We start from the raw sequence: 14748 nt of genomic DNA on the forward strand, positions 1-14748 counted from the left end.
GCAAGCCATGTCGACAATGCCCGCGAAAATCCTACACCTGTCGATAGAGCGCGACTGGCGCGACGTCTATGACTTCGCCGGCAAGCCAGAGAACATGCCGCTCTGGGCCTCCGGCCTTGCGACCGGCTTAGAGGCTCACGGCGCCGACTGGATCGCCCACGGCGCTCTCGGCAGCGTCAAGGTGAGCTTCGTTCCTGCCAATGAATTCGGCGTGATCGACCATACGGTGACGATCGAATCCGGCCTCAGGGTTTATAATGCTCTGCGCATCGTGCCGAACGGCGATGGCTGCGAGGTCATGTTCACGCTGCTGCGCCTACCCGGCATGACCGACACACAGTTTTCCGCCGATGCCGCCCATGTCGAGAAGGATCTCGCCATGCTGAAAGCCCTGATGGAGAGATAGATGGCCGAGAAGACAGAAAACCACGACCGCCGCATCGACTATGTCGAATTCAACGTCGCCGACATCGCCGCCGCCAAAGCCTTTTACGGCTCGGCCTTCGGCTGGCGCTTCACCGATTACGGCCCCAATTATTGCGAATTCGACGATGGCCGGTTGAAGGGCGGCTTTTCCGATTTCGGACCGGTGCGGCCGGGCGGCGGCCCGCTCGTCGTCGTCTATGCCAGTGATCTGGAAGAAGTGCTGACCTCAGTCGAAAGAGCCGGCGGCACGATCTGCCGGCCGATCACCGATTTTCCCGGCGGCCGTCGCTTCCACTTCCTCGACCGCGATGGTTACGAGCTCGCCGTCTGGGCGGCTGCTTGGCCAGACTGCCCGAGGCAGCCGAGTTGGTCAGGCTGCCTAAGGCTGCCGACCTAGATCAGGCAGCCTTAGGCAGCCGATCGAGATCTTCCATGACGAGCAGGGCGCCGATCACCGTACCGCCCGCATCGCGCAGCGGCGACATGCGACAGCGCACCTGCCGCGATTTGCCGCTGCCCGCCGAGCGCTCATAGGAATAGTCGATCTGTTCGCCGGCAAAACAGGCGTCGAGCTTATGCTTGGCGCATTCGGCAAACCGCTCCTCGCCGATGAATTCGGAAAGGTGACGGCCGATGAGCTCCATCGGCTTCCTGTTGAGATGGGCGCTGTTGGCTGGATTGGAATAGAGGTAGCGATAGTCCCTTGTCAGCACCGCCACGCGATCCGGCAGGCTTTCCAGGATTACCGCGTTGAGGAACTGGCCATTGTCGGTATCAGGCACATAGGCTGGCGGCGGCTCGATGCGCACATCCTGCGGCGAAGGCACGCGCCAGTCCGGCCCATGTGCCCCGAAATAGCGGTCGAGCAGGTAGGAAAGCACCGACGTGTGCTCCGTGACGCTGGCGCTGTCGTCGGCATCCTGGCTGATCAGATGGCTCACAAACTGTAGCTGCATGTAGACTTCGAGCAGATTGACTGCCCGGTAGGCGAGGATTGCCTCGACCAGCGGCTCGACATGGCGGTCGAGCGCCGTGACACGTTGATCGTCGCCCAGGCGTATGGCTTCCTCGATTTGCACGCAACGCAAGGAAAAAGCTCGAAAAAGCTCCAGCAAGACGCCTCCACTCCCATTGTCCCAAGAGACGAGTCCGAAACCTCACATGGCTGCATTTCCCAAAAATGCGCCTTCCGGTAGACATTATTCGCGTCTTGGTGGTGACGGGTAACATGAAGTGCCCTCAGATTCAATCCGAGAGCACCTGCCGCTTTTCACCGCTGATAAATGGGGGTGGACCTTTTTTAGAGTATGATGCCGAAAAGTGTCAGCGGTTTTCGGGCGACATCATGCTCCAACTATTATTCTGGAGCATCCTATTCTAAGGCGCGAGCGTCTGCTTGATCTGCCAGCGGTCGTGATACCAGAGCCACTGTTCCGGATATTCCCGCACCCAGCTTTCCACCTTGTCGTTGAGCAGCTGGGCGGCGGCCGGCAGGTCGAGGTTGCCCTTGGCATCGCGCGGCATGTCCAGCCGCGGCTCGATTTCCAGCCGGTAGCGATTTCCCGGCAGCCGGATGCAGCGCGCTGGATAGACTTCGCAGTCGAACTGACGCACCAGCTTCGGCAGCAGCGGATTGGTCTTGACGTCGCGCCCGAAGAAGGTGCCCTTCAGCCCCTTGCGGAATTTCTGATCGACCAGCACGCCCACGCCCTGACCTGCTTCCAACTGACGGGCGAGCGCGAAAGACGAGCCTGCGTGCGAGGGCACCAGCTTGCCCATGCGGGCGCTCCGGAAGTCGAACACCTTCTTGGCGACATAAGGATTATTCGGCGGCCGAAAGAGCACGGTCACGGTGAGCCCGAAGGCGGCTCCCGCCACCGGCAGCAGCTCGAAATTGGCGGTATGTCCGGTAAAGACGATGAAGGGGCGCGGATTGTCACGCAGGTCGAGGAAGATCGGGACGCCCGACACCTCCACCCTGCCCGGCTCCGACTTTTCAGGATCATAGTCGAACAACTGGTCGAGGAAGACGTATTCCGCAGCAAGCCGGCCCATATTGCCCCAGCTGGCGAGCGCGATCTCCTCGATCTCGGCCTCGCGCTTCTCGGGAAAGGCGTTGCGCAGATTGGTCAGCATCAATCTGTGGCGGCCGGTCAGCCGGCCGAGGCGTCGCATCATCCTGTCGGCAAAGCGGATCGCGCCATCGGCCGGAAACAGCTTCAGGAAATTCATGAAGCCGAACATCAGCTGAGCCACCAGCCATTGCTGGAAATTCCTGAGCGCCAGAACGATCCGGGTGATGAAAAGCTTCACGCGGTCAATCCATCTTCAGGATGATCTTGCCGAAGATCTGGCGCGATTCCATCCGCTCCAGCGCCCGGTCGATATCGCTGAAGCTGACCTCGGTATCGATGACGGGATGGACGAGCCCGCGGCCCATCTTCTGCATCGCATTCGCCATGTTCTCCATGCGGCAGCCGAAGGAACCGAAGAGCTTGAGTTGTTGCTGGAACAGCATCATCAGGTTCATCTCAGTGGAAACACCCGAGGTCGAGCCGCAGGTGACGAGGCGCCCGCCGCGCTTCATGCAGAGCATCGAGCCTGCCCAGGTGTCCTTGCCTACATGTTCGAAAACGACGTCGACGCCCTTCTTCTTGGTGAGCTTGCGCACCACGCCTTCGAAACGGTCGGTGCGGTAGTTGATAACGTGATCGGCGCCGAGCGCCTTGGCCTTCTCGATCTTGTCGTCCGAACCGACCGTGGTGATGACGGTGCAGCCGATCTTCTTGGCAAGCTGGATCGCCGCCGTGCCGATGCCGGAGCCGCCGGCATGGACGAGGATCGTCTCGCCCGGCTCAAGCTTGGCATTGTCGAACAGCATGTGCTCGACCGTGCCGAAAGTGACCGGAGCAAGCGCCGCGCCGATCGCGTCGACGCCGGGAGGGGCTGGCACCAGCAGGCGCGCCGGCAGGTTGACCTTCTCCTGGGCGAAGCCGTCGAGATGGAAGCCGTGCACGCCGGAGACATGTTCGCAGAGATTGTCGCGGCCTTCGCGGCAGGGGCGGCAGAGGCCGCAGGTGCGCGCGCCGTAGATGGAGACGAGCTGGCCCGGCAGCACGTTGGCAACGCCCGGCCCGATCGCCTCGACGACGCCAGAAGCTTCGGCACCGATAACCAGCGGCATCTTGCGCTTGGCGAATGCCATGCCGCGCCAGCCCCAGACGTCGATATGGTTGAGCGCCACCGCCTTGACGCGCAGCGTCACCTCGCCGGCACCAGGAGCGTCCGGTTCCGGCAGGTCGGTGATCTCAAGCTTGCGGTCATCGATCAGTTGCAAAGCGCGCATGGCAAAATCCCTCGCCTTCAAGACGGTCTTCTTGTTTTGAAATTGTCGCGAACCGCTTAAGCCGGTTCGAGCGCCATGACAAGGCTGGCATTCTGCCCGCCGAAGCCGAAGGAGTTGGAAAGCACGGCTGAAACCTGGGCTTCCCGCTTCTTGGTCGGCACGACATCGAGAACGATCGACGGATCGGGGTTGTTGTAGTTGATCGTCGGCGGCAGCGTTCCAGTCAACATCGTCTGCAGCGAGAACACCGCCTCGACGGCACCCGCCGCTGTCAGCGTATGGCCGATCATCGACTTGTTCGACGAAACCGGAATGCCGACAAGCCGATCGCCGAACACGGCCGACATCGCGCCATACTCCATCTTGTCGTTCTCCGGCGTCGAGGTGCCGTGCGCATTAATGTAGCCGATGCCGCTCTCGTCGATGCCGGCATCGGCAAGGGCCGCGCGGATCGTCGCGATTGCCGGGCCGCCATCGGGCGACGACCGGGTGCGGTGGAAGCTGTCGGCCTTGTCGCCAGCGCCCTTCATGATGCCGAGCACCTTGGCGCCGCGGGCGACCGCTGATTCCAGCGATTCCAGCACCAGCGTCGCCGCGCCTTCGGCGATGACGAAGCCGTCGCGATCCTTGCTGAACGGCTTGGAAGCCTTGGTCGGCGGATCGTTCTGTGTCGAAAGAGCTGACAGCAACGAGAAGCGGATCAGCGCTTCGGCACTCAGCGATCCATCGGTCGCGACCGTCAGTGCGCGATCGGTGCGGCCTTGGCGGATCGCCTCGATGCCGAGCTGGATCGCCGTGACGCCGGAGGCGCAGGCGGTCGACAGCGTGACGGGAAGGCCGCGGGTGCCGAACCGGTCGGCAAGGCGCTCGGAAATCGCACCGAACAGGGCCGCCTCATGGAAGGCCGGATCCGGACGCTGGCGCAGCGCCGTCAGGAAGCGCTCATAGGCATCCCCCGGATGGTCGGAAGCCGGCGAACGGTCGGCAAGCTCGAAGCGCGCACTCCACTCCGGCTCGATCGGCGGGGCGGCGAGGAATAGCGGGCCGTTGAAATCGCCGGAAAGGCCGGCGTCGGCGAGCGCCTCGATCGTCGTTTCGCGGGCGAAGGCATAGGAGCGCTCGACGGCGTTCGGCACCGGAATGCCGATGAAATCGACGGTGCCGGCGATCCGCGTCGACAGGCCCTCGGTCGGGAAGCGGTTGATCTCGTGGATGCCCGATGTGCCGGAGGTAAGGGCTGCCCAGTTGTCACTGAGGCCCTGGCCGAGCGAAGTGATGATGCCCATGCCGGTTACGGCGACGATCGGACGGCCGAGATGATCCTGGTAAGCGGAAGCTGTCATATCTCTCACTCCTCACGCATCTGCGGAAAGAACGGCAACGCCCTCGCCGCGCTGGTGTCCGACCATGGTCACGACGGCGGCGGTGACCCCTGCCCGCATCGGCGCCTCATGGGCGGCGTCGAATGGCGGAACCTTGGCCTTGCCGTCGACGGCAAGGGCGGCGAGCGCAAGACCCAGCGTAAACTGCGTCTCGATCGTATGGCCGGTGACGCCGCCGAAGCCGCGGATCGCAACGTCCGGCAATTGATGCTCGAGCACCGCCCGCTCGCGGGCGGCAAGATCGTGCATGCCGGTCGATCCGGAAAAGATCGCCGTGCTTTCAGTGGCAAGCCCGGCAGCCGGCGCCAAAAGCCGCTCCAGCCGGACTTCGAGATTGCCGGAATTGCGATTGCCGCGGTCGCCCTCGACTGCATCGATGACGGCATAGATATGGGCGCCGCGGGCTTCGGCGTGTTTGCGCGATTCCAGCACCAGGAAGGCGCCTGCCGAACCGGTGATCATGCCGCCGCCGTCGCTCGGCCTGCGCGACCAGAGCGGCACCCAGTCGCCGCGCGCATGAGCGCCGATCGCCTCGGTGAGCAGGATCATGTCGGGCCGTTCGGCCGCGAAGGCGCCTCCAACAAGTGCATGTGAGGATTCGCCTGATTTGATGCGGTAGAAGGCGGTCTCGACGGCGGATATGCCGGCTGCTTCCTCGCCCATGAAGGTACGCGACGAGCCGGTGACCTTGTGCACGATCGAGATATTGCCGGCGAGCAGGTTGGAAAGCTGGGCGAGGAACAGCGTCGGCCTCAGCTCGGTCGTCAGCTTCTCGTTGAGCAGCAACTCGCGGTCATTGCGCTTCAGCGCCTCGTCGACGATCAGCGTGTCGACATTGATGTCGCGCTCGCCGCCGCCGGCCGCCACGATCATGTCCATCGTGCCGCAGGCCTCGATATCGTCCTTGAAACCGGCATCGTCGAGCGCAAGGCCGGCGGCGAAGACGCCGATGCGCTGCCAGTTCTCCATCTGGCGTTGATCGCCGCGCTTGGCGATCTGCTGCGACCAGTCGATCTCGGGCAGCGGATGCACCGGATAGGGCTTGAACTTTTCGGTCTCGACGATCGCTTTGGGCGCACTGGCGGCCGAAAGCAGCGCGATATGCGCATCCTTGCCAACGCCCTGACAGGTGACGATGCCGATGCCCGAGATGACGACGTCGTTTGCAGCCTTGCTCATCCAATCACTCCCTGCGCCGCGATCGCCTCGAGAAGCCCGATCTCGCCGGCACGTTTCTTCACGATATCGCCGAGCGGCACCTCGGAAAACGGCATGGTGCGCAGTTTCAGCTGCGCATCGCAGACCTTCTTGCCGCCGCTGGTGATTCTAGCCTTGGTGACCGCGAAACCCGAACCGTCATGCTCGAGCACCGCCTCGATGTCGAGCACGGCTTCCGGTTCGACGAAGGTGCGCATCTTGGCGCCGTCGACCGTCATCAGGAAGGGCATGGCGGCAAAATTGGTGACGGCAAGCACCAGCATGCCGGAGGCCTGGGCCATGGTCTCGATCAGCAGCACGCCGGGAACGAGCGGCATGCCGGGAAAATGACCCTCGAAGACGGGGCTCTTCGCCGGCACGACGGATCGCGCCTTAAGCGTGCCCTTCTTCAGGTCCACCGCTTCGACGCGGTCAATCATCTGGAAATATTCCAGCAGCATTCGGATCCTCCGGCCCGACAGGCCAGATCCGCCCGCCGGTGACGCCTAAAGCGCGTCTGGTTCGCACTTTAGGTCTTTGTTTTATGCATGCCGTTGTCCCAAAACCGCTGCGCACTTTTGGCCGGCATGCACTAGTTAGGAACGAAACCGCCCGGCCGCCATATTCACGGCGGCAGGGCGTTCAAAAAAGACTGTTATATCGCTCAGGCCTTGGCTGCTTTGAGCTCGTCGATCTTGGCGCAGAGGTTCTTCAGCACGAAGTATTCTTCGGTGGAAACCTTGCCTTCGTTGACTTCCTGCGTCCACTTTTCGAGCGGGATCTTGATGCCGAATTCCTTGTCGATCGCAAAGACGATGTCGAGGAAATCGAGGCTGTCGATACCGAGGTCGTCGATCGTATGGCTCTCCGGCGTGATCGTCGCGCGGTCGATCTCGCTGGTTTCTGCAATAATGTCGGCAACTTTATCGAATGTAGCGGTCACGCGCTGTACCTCATGAAATGACGATTTAAACCCCCTCATAGGCAAATCCATTTCAAAAGCCAATGCTTTCGTCCCGGCGTTGCGGCAATTTGCCGGCTGGGTGTTGCCTAAACAGCAATGGAATGCCGGCCTTTGCCGTCACCCAGGGCGCGAGGCGACGCTGCTGCAGAAAACCCGTCTCGCCGGCGAGGGCGAAGAAGCCGTCCGAATCAAACCCGCGGACGGCCTCGTCTCGACGCCGCACTTCCAATAACAGCCAGGGCACGCAAACTTTGATCTGGATCAAATCGCGATCCGGCCAAAATTGATAATCATCAAGCCGCGCTGGAAGAAATCGGGATAGCCGAACCCGCAATCGCGGCGTAATCGTCTAGGGTATGCCCGGCATGCGCAGCCACACCCGGCACACGCGGATTTCGAAGGGATCAGGACATGGACGTCGCACGCAGTGAGGTTTCCGACGCCGGCACTCTCGCCGCCTGCCGTTCCTGCCAGGCGCGGCACGGCGTCGTCTGCGGCGCGCTGTCGAGCAGCCAGCTCCGGGAGCTTGGCCGCCACTCGCTGCGCCGCAAGGTCGATGCCGGCAGCGAGATCATCGCTCAAGGCTCGGAAAGCTCCTTCTATTCGAACATCATGCGCGGGGTGGTAAAGCTCTGCAAGGTGATGCCGGACGGGCGCCAGCAGATCGTCGGCCTGCAATTCGCCCCCGATTTCGTCGGCAGGCCATTCGTGCGTGAAAGCACGCTGTCGGCCGAGGCTGCGACCGATTCCGAAATCTGCGTCTTCCCGCGCAACCTGCTCGACCGCATGATATCGGCGACGCCGGAACTACAGCGCAGCCTGCACGATCAGGCGCTGAAGGAGTTGGATGCCGCGCGCGAATGGATGCTGACGCTCGGCCGACGCACCGCCGAAGAGAAGGTCGCAAGCCTGCTCCACCTCATCGCCACCCATGCCGAACCGCAAACGGCCACAAGCACCGCCTTCGACCTGCCGCTATCCCGCGCCGAGATCGCCGATTTCCTCGGTCTGACGATCGAAACCGTCAGCCGCCAGATGACCAGGCTGCGCAAGAGCGGCGTCATTCGCATCGAGAACTTCCGACGTATCATCGTCCCCGACATGGATGAGCTGGAGAGGATGATCAGCGCGTAAACTGGGATCAGCTGCCGATTTCGGGTCAGGCGCTGATCTGAGATCAGCGCATAAAAGGGATCAGCTGTCGATTTGCTGATCCGAGATCAGCGCGTAATGACCACGCGGGTATTGGCAAGGCCGGCCTGCCGCGTCAGCGAGAAGAATTGGGCGGCATTGTCGGGATGCAGGCGAACACAGCCATGCGAGGCCGGCCGGCCCAGGCGCTTCAGGTCGAAAGTGGCGTGAACGGCGTAACCGCCGTTGAAGAACACGGCGTACGGCATCGGCGCATTGTCGTATTTGCGCGAGCGGTGATCGCGTGACAGCCACTTGGCACGCCACGAACCGGTCGGCGTGACATAGCCGTTGCGCGCGGTCGAAACCTTCCAGCGATACTTGACGAAGCCGTTCTCGGAAACAGTCATCGTCTGCTTGCCGATGCTGATATTGGCGACCAGCGTTGCTGCCTGAGCGACAACAGGAGAAAACTGCAGCAATAAACTTGCGGCCGCAGCCGCCAAAATCGTCTTCATCATAGCCCCTCTTCGAACTCGCGCAGCTTAATTGCGCCCTCACGAAAGAGAGACTACGGCAATACTTATTAGATTGCTTTAATCCGAATGGTAATCACAATTTTAACGGCGCATGGCAGCAAGCGGATGCGCCGCAGGCCTATTGGAGCTTGCGCTTCGCCCCAGCCTGATTGAGCCCTTGGTAGGCCTTGTTCATCTTCTCGCGGATCGAGGCCATGGTGCCGAGATTATGGCCGCAGGCGGCACAGGTGATGATGTCGGTCTCCCGGATCTCGGGACGCTCGAACTTCATCTTGGTGCTCTTGCACTTCGGGCACGGTAATTCAACCTGAACTGTCATCACTCTGCTTCCGGTCTGGTGGAGGTAGGAGGCGTTTCGCATAAACGTTTGAGTGGGAGCTGTCTACCGAGGCGTGATCGTACCCTGCCGCCTCTACAGAAAACACAAGAAAAGCCCGAACGTCACACCGGCGAGCACCATGCAGCTGGCATAAAACACCGATACGCCGTCCTCGATGTCGCCCGAGGTCGCCACGTCGCGGCCGGCGTCGTTGATCATCGGTTCACGCACGATGACGCCGCCATAGATGCGCGGGCCGGCGAGCTGGACGTTCAGCGCGCCTGCCATGGCCGCCTCCGGCCTGCCGGAGTTCGGCGAACGGTGCAAGGCCCCGTCGCGCATCGCCACGCGGATCGCCTCACGGCCGGCGCTTGTTCCCCGCCGGATCCAGGCGCCGGCGGCAATCAGCAGGATGGAGAGGCGCGCGGCCGGCCAGTTGGCGACATCGTCGAGCCGAGCGGCCGCCCAGCCGAAGTCGATGTATTTTTCCGACTTATGGCCGATCATCGAATCCGCCGTGTTCAGCATCTTGTAGGCGAAAAGCCCCGGCAGGCCGAAGACTGCATACCAGAGCGCCGGCGCCACGACGCCGTCGGAGAAATTCTCGGCAAGGCTTTCGATCGCCGCGCGGCAGACGGCAGGCTCGTCCAGCGTCTCGGGATCGCGCCCGACGATGCGGGAAACGGCGGTCCGCCCGCCGGCAAGCCCCTCGTCGCGTAGCGCGACGGCGACGGCCGCGACGTGATCGGCAAGGCTTTTCTGCGCCAGGAAGATCGCCACCAGCCCGGTCTCCAGCAAGATGCCGACAAGGCCGAACAGCGCGAAGAACCGGTTGAACACGAAGCCTGCGGCCACCGCCAAAAGAAGCAGCGCCAGGATGGCAGCGACGCCGTTCATCCGGCGTTGCGACCCCGTGAGGCTTGCGGGATTGAGCTGCCGGTCGGCATAGGAGATCGCCGCGCCGAACATGACGACGGGATGCGGCACCCGCAACCACAGCCATTGCGGATCGCCGGCGATCCGGTCGAGCAGCAGCGCCAGAAGCAGCACGAGAAGGTTTTGGTCGATCGTCATCGCTTAAATCTCTGAAGGGCTTCGCCAAGCCGCCTGTCCGCCGCCGGATCGGGAGCAAGCCCGAAACGCAACCAATCCGGCGCATTATCGAACTTGCGGACGAGAATATGATGCTGGCAGAGATATGTGTAAATGTCGCTCGCCCTGGCGTCATTGACAAGGGTAAACAGCGCCGTGCCCCCTGCTATCCGCAACCCGGCACCATCCAGCGCCGTATGCAGGCCGATGCTGCGCTCCTCGATGCGGCTGTGGATCGGAGAAACGTCCGAACGCAGCAGCGAAGCGGCCAGCGAAAGCGCCGGGCCGGAGACGGCCCAGGGGCCGAGCCAATCCTCGAAGCGTTCGAGAATATTCTCCCCCGCAATCGCAAAGCCGAGCCGCAGGCCGGCAAGCCCGAAGAACTTGCCGAAGGAGCGAAAGATCACCAGATTGGAAAGCTGCGGCGCACGGGATGCAAGGCTCAGCGCCGGATTTGTATCACCGAAGGCCTCATCGACGACAAGAAACCCGTTTGCAGCCTTTATCCTGTCGTGCAGGGCGACCAGCGTTTCGGCCGGCCATATCCGCCCATCCGGATTGTTCGGATTGACGACGACGGCCAGCCGATGCGCGGCTCCGATCGCGGCAACATCGTTGACCGCATCGACGGCAAAACCGGCCGAGGTGAAGGCACGCGCATATTCACCGTAAGTCGGCGACACCACGGCGATCCTATCGTCCGTCACGGCGATGCGTTCATCCGCGCCGACCAACCGCGGCAAAAGCTGAATGACCGATTGCGTACCGGGCACGGGCAGCGGCAGAATCTCGCCGCTGCCGTAATGGTCGCGCGCTGCAAACCTTGCCGCGTCGACCAAATGCCTGTCCGGCAGGCGGTGCCAAGCCCGTGCAGGAATCTCCGGCAGGGCGACGGGGCACGGATTGATGCCGGTGGAAAGATCGAGCCAATCTTCCGGCCTGCCGCCGAAAGCGGTGGCAGCGGCGGTGATGCCGCCGCCATGGACGATCGGTGCGCTCATGCAGCCGTTGCTCCGGCCAGATCGATCAGATGCATGTAGGACCCCGCCACCTGCCCGCACCGGAGCCCGGCTGCACCCAGATCGGTCCCGAGCGCATCCTGCACCTGAAAAAGCCGCTTGCCCTCGCCCTCGGAGACTACGCTGGAATAGTGGAATTCATGGGCCGTCATCATCCGCGCGAAGAAGGCGCCGTCGAGCGGCACGACACGGCGATAGCCGAGATGGCGCGTTCGCTCGGCATAGCTGGTAACGACCGGCAGCAGGCCGAGCATCTGATGGCGCTTGCCCTCCGCATCGATCAGCCCGTCGCCGAGCACCATATAGCCGCCGCACTCGCCGTAAATCCTGACGCCGCGCGCCGTCGCGTCGAGCATGCCGGCGCGGAAATTCTGCGCCTCTGCGAGCCGTCCGGCGTGCAACTCAGGATAACCGCCAGGCAGATAGATCGCATCGGCGTCGTTAGCTGGTGCCTCGTCGGCAAGCGGCGAGAAGAAGGAGATCGCAGCACCCCGGCGACGCCAGCCGAGCAGCATATGCTCGTAGGAAAAGGCAAAGGCGACATCGCGCGCCACGGCGATGCGTGCGCCCAGCGGCGGCAACCGGTCGATATTGGCGGCCGACGGCCGGTTGAGCCCTTGCTTCGCAATGCGTAGCAGAAATTCGAAATTGCATTCCTCGGAGACCGCATCCGCTGCATGGTCGATGAAATTGTCGAGCGTCGCATGTTCGCCGGCCTGGACGAGGCCGAGATGGCGTTCCGGCAGGGAAAGCGCCTTGTCGTTGCCGATGACGGCGATGACAGGCATGCGGATAGCCTCCAGCGCCTGTCGCAGCATAGCTTCATGCCGGTCACTGCCGACCTTGTTGAGGATGACACCGGCAACGCGGACATCGGCGCGGAAGCCGGCAAAACCGGCAACCAGCGGCGCCACCGACTGCGACATGCGCGAGGCGTCGACGACGAGCACCACGGAAAGCCCGAGCTGAGCGGCGAGATCGGCCGCCGTTCCCTTTCCGTCGACCGCGCCGTCGAAAAGCCCCATCATTGCCTCGATGACAAGGATACGGTCGCCGGAGCGGTGAAGGGCGCCATTGGCCGAGATTAGCTCCGGGCGCATCGCCCAGGGATCGAAATTCAGGCAGAGCGTGCCGCTTGCGGCCGCATGAAAGGCGGGGTCGATATAGTCGGGGCCAGCCTTGCCGGGCGCGACCGCGACGCCGCGCCGGCGCAGCGCACGGAGCAGCCCGAGCGTCACCGTCGTCTTGCCGGCGCCGGAGGAAGGGGCTGCGATCAGGAGGCCGCTCATGCCCGCACCTTGCCGGACCGGCGGAATGGATCGGGTTGCAGGCGCCGCCCCGCGAGCGCACCAAGCCAGTCGAGTGAAGCTCGGAGCCGGACCACCTCACCGACGACGACCACCGCCGGCGGCTCCAGCCCGGAGACAGCGACGGCCTCAGTCGCCTCCCCGAGCGTCGTTTCCAGCACCTGCTGCCGGCCAGTGGCAGCATTGCAGACGAAGGCAACGGGCTCCGACGGCAGCCGGCCTGCGGCGATCAGCCGGGCGCTGATCTCGCCGATATGCTTCATCGCCATGTACATGACGATGACGGGCGAGCCCTGGCCAATCGCCTCCCAGTTGATCCTGTCGGGCACGATGCCGGACGAATCATGGCCTGTAAGGAAGGTCACGGCATGGTTGATGTCGCGATGCGTCACCGGGATGCCGGCATAGGCGAGTCCGCCGATACCGGCGGTGATGCCGGGCACGATGCGGAAGGGAATGTTGTGTTCGGCCAGCGTCAACGCCTCCTCACCGCCGCGCCCGAACACGAAGGGATCGCCGCCCTTCAGCCGCAGCACCCGCTTGCCGGCGCGCGCCAGCTCCACCAGCCGCAACGAAATGTCGCGCTGTTTCGCCGAAGGCTTACCGCCGCGCTTGCCGGCATATTCCACCAGCGTTTCCGGCCGCGCCAGCGCCAGGCATTCCTCGTTGACCAGCGCGTCGTGGACGATGACGTCGGCCTCGAAAAGCCCCTTGGCGGCGAGCAGCGTCAAAAGCCCGGGATCGCCGGGACCGGCGCCGACGAGCCAGACGCTGCCCGGCTCAAGCACCGGAAGATGGGAGAATGCGGCATCGATCATCCTGCTGATCTAGGCCCCGCAAAGGGCAAGGTCAACGCCGCGCCCATCACCTCACTTGAAGTTGCTAAGACGACCATGACTCACTTTGCAAAGAGGCGGATTCGAATTCTCGAAAAACCGGCACAACAATATGAATATATTATCATATATCGAAAGCCGGCGCGATGCGCCGGCTCACCCATCCCTCAGGCTGCAAGCAGCGTGTTGCGGATGAGGTCGAGGACCTTCTCCGATTCAATACCGGTGCAGACGACCTGGCTCGGCAGGCCATCCCAAGCGCCGTCAGGCGGAAAACGCCGCCCATCCGGCCTGACGATCGTCTGACCATCGGCGATGCCGCCGCAGACGACGCGCACCGCCCCCGATATCGACGAGAACAGCTCCGGCACCACGACATAGACGCAGGCGCAACTGTCATGCACCATCATGCCGTCTTCGACCGCGTGCTTGTAGAAATCGATGTAGGACTGCGAGAGTGCGTCGAGCTGCTTCACCGCCTTGTCACCCCTAGCCGCCATCTCGCCGAGATAGCTGCGGCTCATCGTGGTGATCGCGGTGACGTCGAGGCCGATGACGGCGACCTTCCAGGGCGCGGTCATGACGATGTCGGCAGCTTCGGGATCACCGTGGATATTGGCCTCGGCGACCGGCGAGACATTGCCCGGCACATAGAAATTGCCGCCCATGATGACGACGTCCTTGGCCAGCGTCGCAATCTCGGGATCTTCCTTCAGCGCCAGCGCCAGATTGGTCATTCGGCCAACGGCGACGAGTCGCACTTCGCCCGGATGAGCGCGCACCGTGTCGATGATAAAGCGATGCGCCGGGCGCGGATCGAGCGGCAGGTCGATCGTCTCGGGCACATCGATATCGCCGAGGCCGTTCTCGCCATGCACCATGGCCGGCCACGGCCGCTCCGCGCGCGCGGAATCGATGGTGACGCTGGCGCCTTTGGAAACGGGTGCCGCAATATTCCATTCGCGCTTGAGGAAGAGCGCATTGCGCGTCGTCGTCTCGACCGAGGCGTTGCCGAAGACCGTGGTGATGCCGAGGAGGTCGATTTCGGGATGACGATGCAGAAACAGAAGCGCCATGGCGTCATCGACGCCAGGGTCAGTGTCGTAGATGACCTTGTGCATGAGATATCCTCTAGATGTGAACCGTGAAGCTGCCGAACGGCGCTGCGAATTGGCGCCACCATAACGTCC

General features: G+C 63.0%; 18 protein-coding genes. 3 read left to right on the top strand and 15 right to left on the bottom strand.

What is annotated here, in order from left to right; genetic code table 11:
- Positions 1–7 precede the first annotated feature (7 nt).
- Together AC245Y_RS12335 and AC245Y_RS12340 are read left to right on the top strand one after the other, a co-directional pair.
- Positions 8–406 (top strand): polyketide cyclase, encoded by a 399-nt coding sequence (locus tag AC245Y_RS12335; RefSeq protein WP_017994360.1) that lies wholly within the window; start codon positions 8–10, stop codon positions 404–406.
- Positions 407–823: a VOC family protein gene (locus AC245Y_RS12340; protein WP_017994361.1), complete on the top strand. Its 417-nt coding sequence runs from the start codon at positions 407–409 to the stop codon at positions 821–823. It begins immediately after the preceding gene.
- 1 nt (position 824) lies between these two features.
- On the opposite strand, the gene AC245Y_RS12345 is transcribed toward AC245Y_RS12340, so the two are convergent.
- The 8 genes from AC245Y_RS12345 to AC245Y_RS12380 form a co-directional block, all read right to left on the bottom strand.
- The gene (locus tag AC245Y_RS12345) at positions 825–1541 is read right to left on the bottom strand and encodes a PAS domain-containing protein (protein ID WP_017994362.1); all 717 of its coding nucleotides are present in this window, start codon (positions 1539–1541) and stop codon (positions 825–827) included.
- A gap of 262 nt (positions 1542–1803) precedes the next feature.
- On the bottom strand, positions 1804–2739 hold the full coding sequence (locus AC245Y_RS12350; RefSeq protein ID WP_012757823.1) for a lipid A biosynthesis lauroyl acyltransferase: 936 nt from the start codon (positions 2737–2739) through the stop codon (positions 1804–1806).
- Positions 2740–2743: 4 nt separating this feature from the next.
- A complete protein-coding gene (locus tag AC245Y_RS12355; RefSeq protein WP_012757824.1) occupies positions 2744–3772 on the bottom strand; it encodes a zinc-binding dehydrogenase in 1029 nt (342 codons plus the stop codon).
- 56 nt (positions 3773–3828) lie between these two features.
- On the bottom strand, positions 3829–5115 hold the full coding sequence (locus AC245Y_RS12360) for a beta-ketoacyl-ACP synthase (protein WP_017994365.1): 1287 nt from the start codon (positions 5113–5115) through the stop codon (positions 3829–3831).
- Positions 5116–5127: 12 nt separating this feature from the next.
- The gene (locus tag AC245Y_RS12365; protein WP_017994366.1) at positions 5128–6333 is read right to left on the bottom strand and encodes a beta-ketoacyl-ACP synthase; all 1206 of its coding nucleotides are present in this window, start codon (positions 6331–6333) and stop codon (positions 5128–5130) included.
- Positions 6330–6812 (bottom strand): 3-hydroxyacyl-ACP dehydratase FabZ family protein, encoded by a 483-nt coding sequence (locus tag AC245Y_RS12370; RefSeq protein ID WP_012757827.1) that lies wholly within the window; start codon positions 6810–6812, stop codon positions 6330–6332. Before AC245Y_RS12370 ends, AC245Y_RS12365 begins: the two co-directional genes overlap by 4 nt.
- A gap of 203 nt (positions 6813–7015) precedes the next feature.
- Positions 7016–7294 carry an acyl carrier protein gene (locus AC245Y_RS12375; RefSeq protein ID WP_003540486.1) on the bottom strand — a complete coding sequence of 93 codons (279 nt, stop codon included), beginning with the start codon at positions 7292–7294 and terminating at the stop codon, positions 7016–7018.
- 52 nt (positions 7295–7346) lie between these two features.
- Positions 7347–7580 carry a hypothetical protein gene (locus AC245Y_RS12380; RefSeq protein ID WP_017994367.1) on the bottom strand — a complete coding sequence of 78 codons (234 nt, stop codon included), beginning with the start codon at positions 7578–7580 and terminating at the stop codon, positions 7347–7349.
- Positions 7581–7726: 146 nt separating this feature from the next.
- Here AC245Y_RS12380 and AC245Y_RS12385 point away from each other — a divergent pair, with 146 nt between their 5' ends.
- On the top strand, positions 7727–8449 hold the full coding sequence (locus AC245Y_RS12385) for a Crp/Fnr family transcriptional regulator (protein WP_012757829.1): 723 nt from the start codon (positions 7727–7729) through the stop codon (positions 8447–8449).
- A gap of 86 nt (positions 8450–8535) precedes the next feature.
- On the opposite strand, the gene AC245Y_RS12390 is transcribed toward AC245Y_RS12385, so the two are convergent.
- The 7 genes from AC245Y_RS12390 to AC245Y_RS12420 all read right to left on the bottom strand — a co-directional run bounded on the left by AC245Y_RS12390 (position 8536) and on the right by AC245Y_RS12420 (position 14679).
- Positions 8536–8964, bottom strand: coding sequence for a L,D-transpeptidase (locus AC245Y_RS12390; protein WP_032996655.1), 429 nt, complete (start codon positions 8962–8964; stop codon positions 8536–8538).
- Between the two features lie 139 nt (positions 8965–9103).
- The gene (locus tag AC245Y_RS12395) at positions 9104–9304 is read right to left on the bottom strand and encodes an ECs_2282 family putative zinc-binding protein (RefSeq protein ID WP_003540491.1); all 201 of its coding nucleotides are present in this window, start codon (positions 9302–9304) and stop codon (positions 9104–9106) included.
- Between the two features lie 93 nt (positions 9305–9397).
- Entirely contained in the window at positions 9398–10378 is a 981-nt protein-coding gene (gene cbiB / locus AC245Y_RS12400) for an adenosylcobinamide-phosphate synthase CbiB (RefSeq protein ID WP_017994370.1), read from the bottom strand.
- Positions 10375–11397: a threonine-phosphate decarboxylase CobD gene (gene cobD, locus AC245Y_RS12405; protein ID WP_012757833.1), complete on the bottom strand. Its 1023-nt coding sequence runs from the start codon at positions 11395–11397 to the stop codon at positions 10375–10377. Before cobD ends, cbiB begins: the two co-directional genes overlap by 4 nt.
- Positions 11394–12704: a cobyrinic acid a,c-diamide synthase CobB gene (locus AC245Y_RS12410; RefSeq protein ID WP_017994371.1), complete on the bottom strand. Its 1311-nt coding sequence runs from the start codon at positions 12702–12704 to the stop codon at positions 11394–11396. The genes cobD and AC245Y_RS12410 overlap by 4 nt, the downstream gene beginning before the upstream one ends.
- Positions 12701–13540 (bottom strand): uroporphyrinogen-III C-methyltransferase, encoded by an 840-nt coding sequence (cobA, locus tag AC245Y_RS12415; RefSeq protein ID WP_012757835.1) that lies wholly within the window; start codon positions 13538–13540, stop codon positions 12701–12703. The genes AC245Y_RS12410 and cobA overlap by 4 nt, the downstream gene beginning before the upstream one ends.
- 185 nt (positions 13541–13725) lie before the next feature.
- Entirely contained in the window at positions 13726–14679 is a 954-nt protein-coding gene (locus tag AC245Y_RS12420) for a nucleoside hydrolase (protein ID WP_012757836.1), read from the bottom strand.
- Between the last annotated feature and the right edge of the window lie 69 nt (positions 14680–14748).

It is taken from the genome of Rhizobium sp. SRDI943 (assembly GCF_057653695.1).

Excerpts from the sequence above, each read along its gene's own strand:
- AC245Y_RS12360 (WP_017994365.1), bottom strand. The coding sequence starts at position 5,115 with ATGACAGCTTCCGCTTACCAGGATCATCTCGGCCGTCCGATCGTCGCC.
- AC245Y_RS12420 (WP_012757836.1), bottom strand. The coding sequence starts at position 14,679 with ATGCACAAGGTCATCTACGACACTGACCCTGGCGTCGATGACGCCATG.
- AC245Y_RS12335 (WP_017994360.1), top strand. The coding sequence starts at position 8 with ATGTCGACAATGCCCGCGAAAATCCTACACCTGTCGATAGAGCGCGAC.
- AC245Y_RS12365 (WP_017994366.1), bottom strand. The coding sequence starts at position 6,333 with ATGAGCAAGGCTGCAAACGACGTCGTCATCTCGGGCATCGGCATCGTC.
- AC245Y_RS12340 (WP_017994361.1), top strand. The coding sequence starts at position 407 with ATGGCCGAGAAGACAGAAAACCACGACCGCCGCATCGACTATGTCGAA.
- AC245Y_RS12390 (WP_032996655.1), bottom strand. The coding sequence starts at position 8,964 with ATGAAGACGATTTTGGCGGCTGCGGCCGCAAGTTTATTGCTGCAGTTT.
- AC245Y_RS12410 (WP_017994371.1), bottom strand. The coding sequence starts at position 12,704 with ATGAGCGGCCTCCTGATCGCAGCCCCTTCCTCCGGCGCCGGCAAGACG.
- AC245Y_RS12370 (WP_012757827.1), bottom strand. The coding sequence starts at position 6,812 with ATGCTGCTGGAATATTTCCAGATGATTGACCGCGTCGAAGCGGTGGAC.
- cbiB (WP_017994370.1), bottom strand. The coding sequence starts at position 10,378 with ATGACGATCGACCAAAACCTTCTCGTGCTGCTTCTGGCGCTGCTGCTC.
- cobA (WP_012757835.1), bottom strand. The coding sequence starts at position 13,540 with ATGATCGATGCCGCATTCTCCCATCTTCCGGTGCTTGAGCCGGGCAGC.
- cobD (WP_012757833.1), bottom strand. The coding sequence starts at position 11,397 with ATGAGCGCACCGATCGTCCATGGCGGCGGCATCACCGCCGCTGCCACC.
- AC245Y_RS12395 (WP_003540491.1), bottom strand. The coding sequence starts at position 9,304 with ATGACAGTTCAGGTTGAATTACCGTGCCCGAAGTGCAAGAGCACCAAG.
- AC245Y_RS12385 (WP_012757829.1), top strand. The coding sequence starts at position 7,727 with ATGGACGTCGCACGCAGTGAGGTTTCCGACGCCGGCACTCTCGCCGCC.
- AC245Y_RS12355 (WP_012757824.1), bottom strand. The coding sequence starts at position 3,772 with ATGCGCGCTTTGCAACTGATCGATGACCGCAAGCTTGAGATCACCGAC.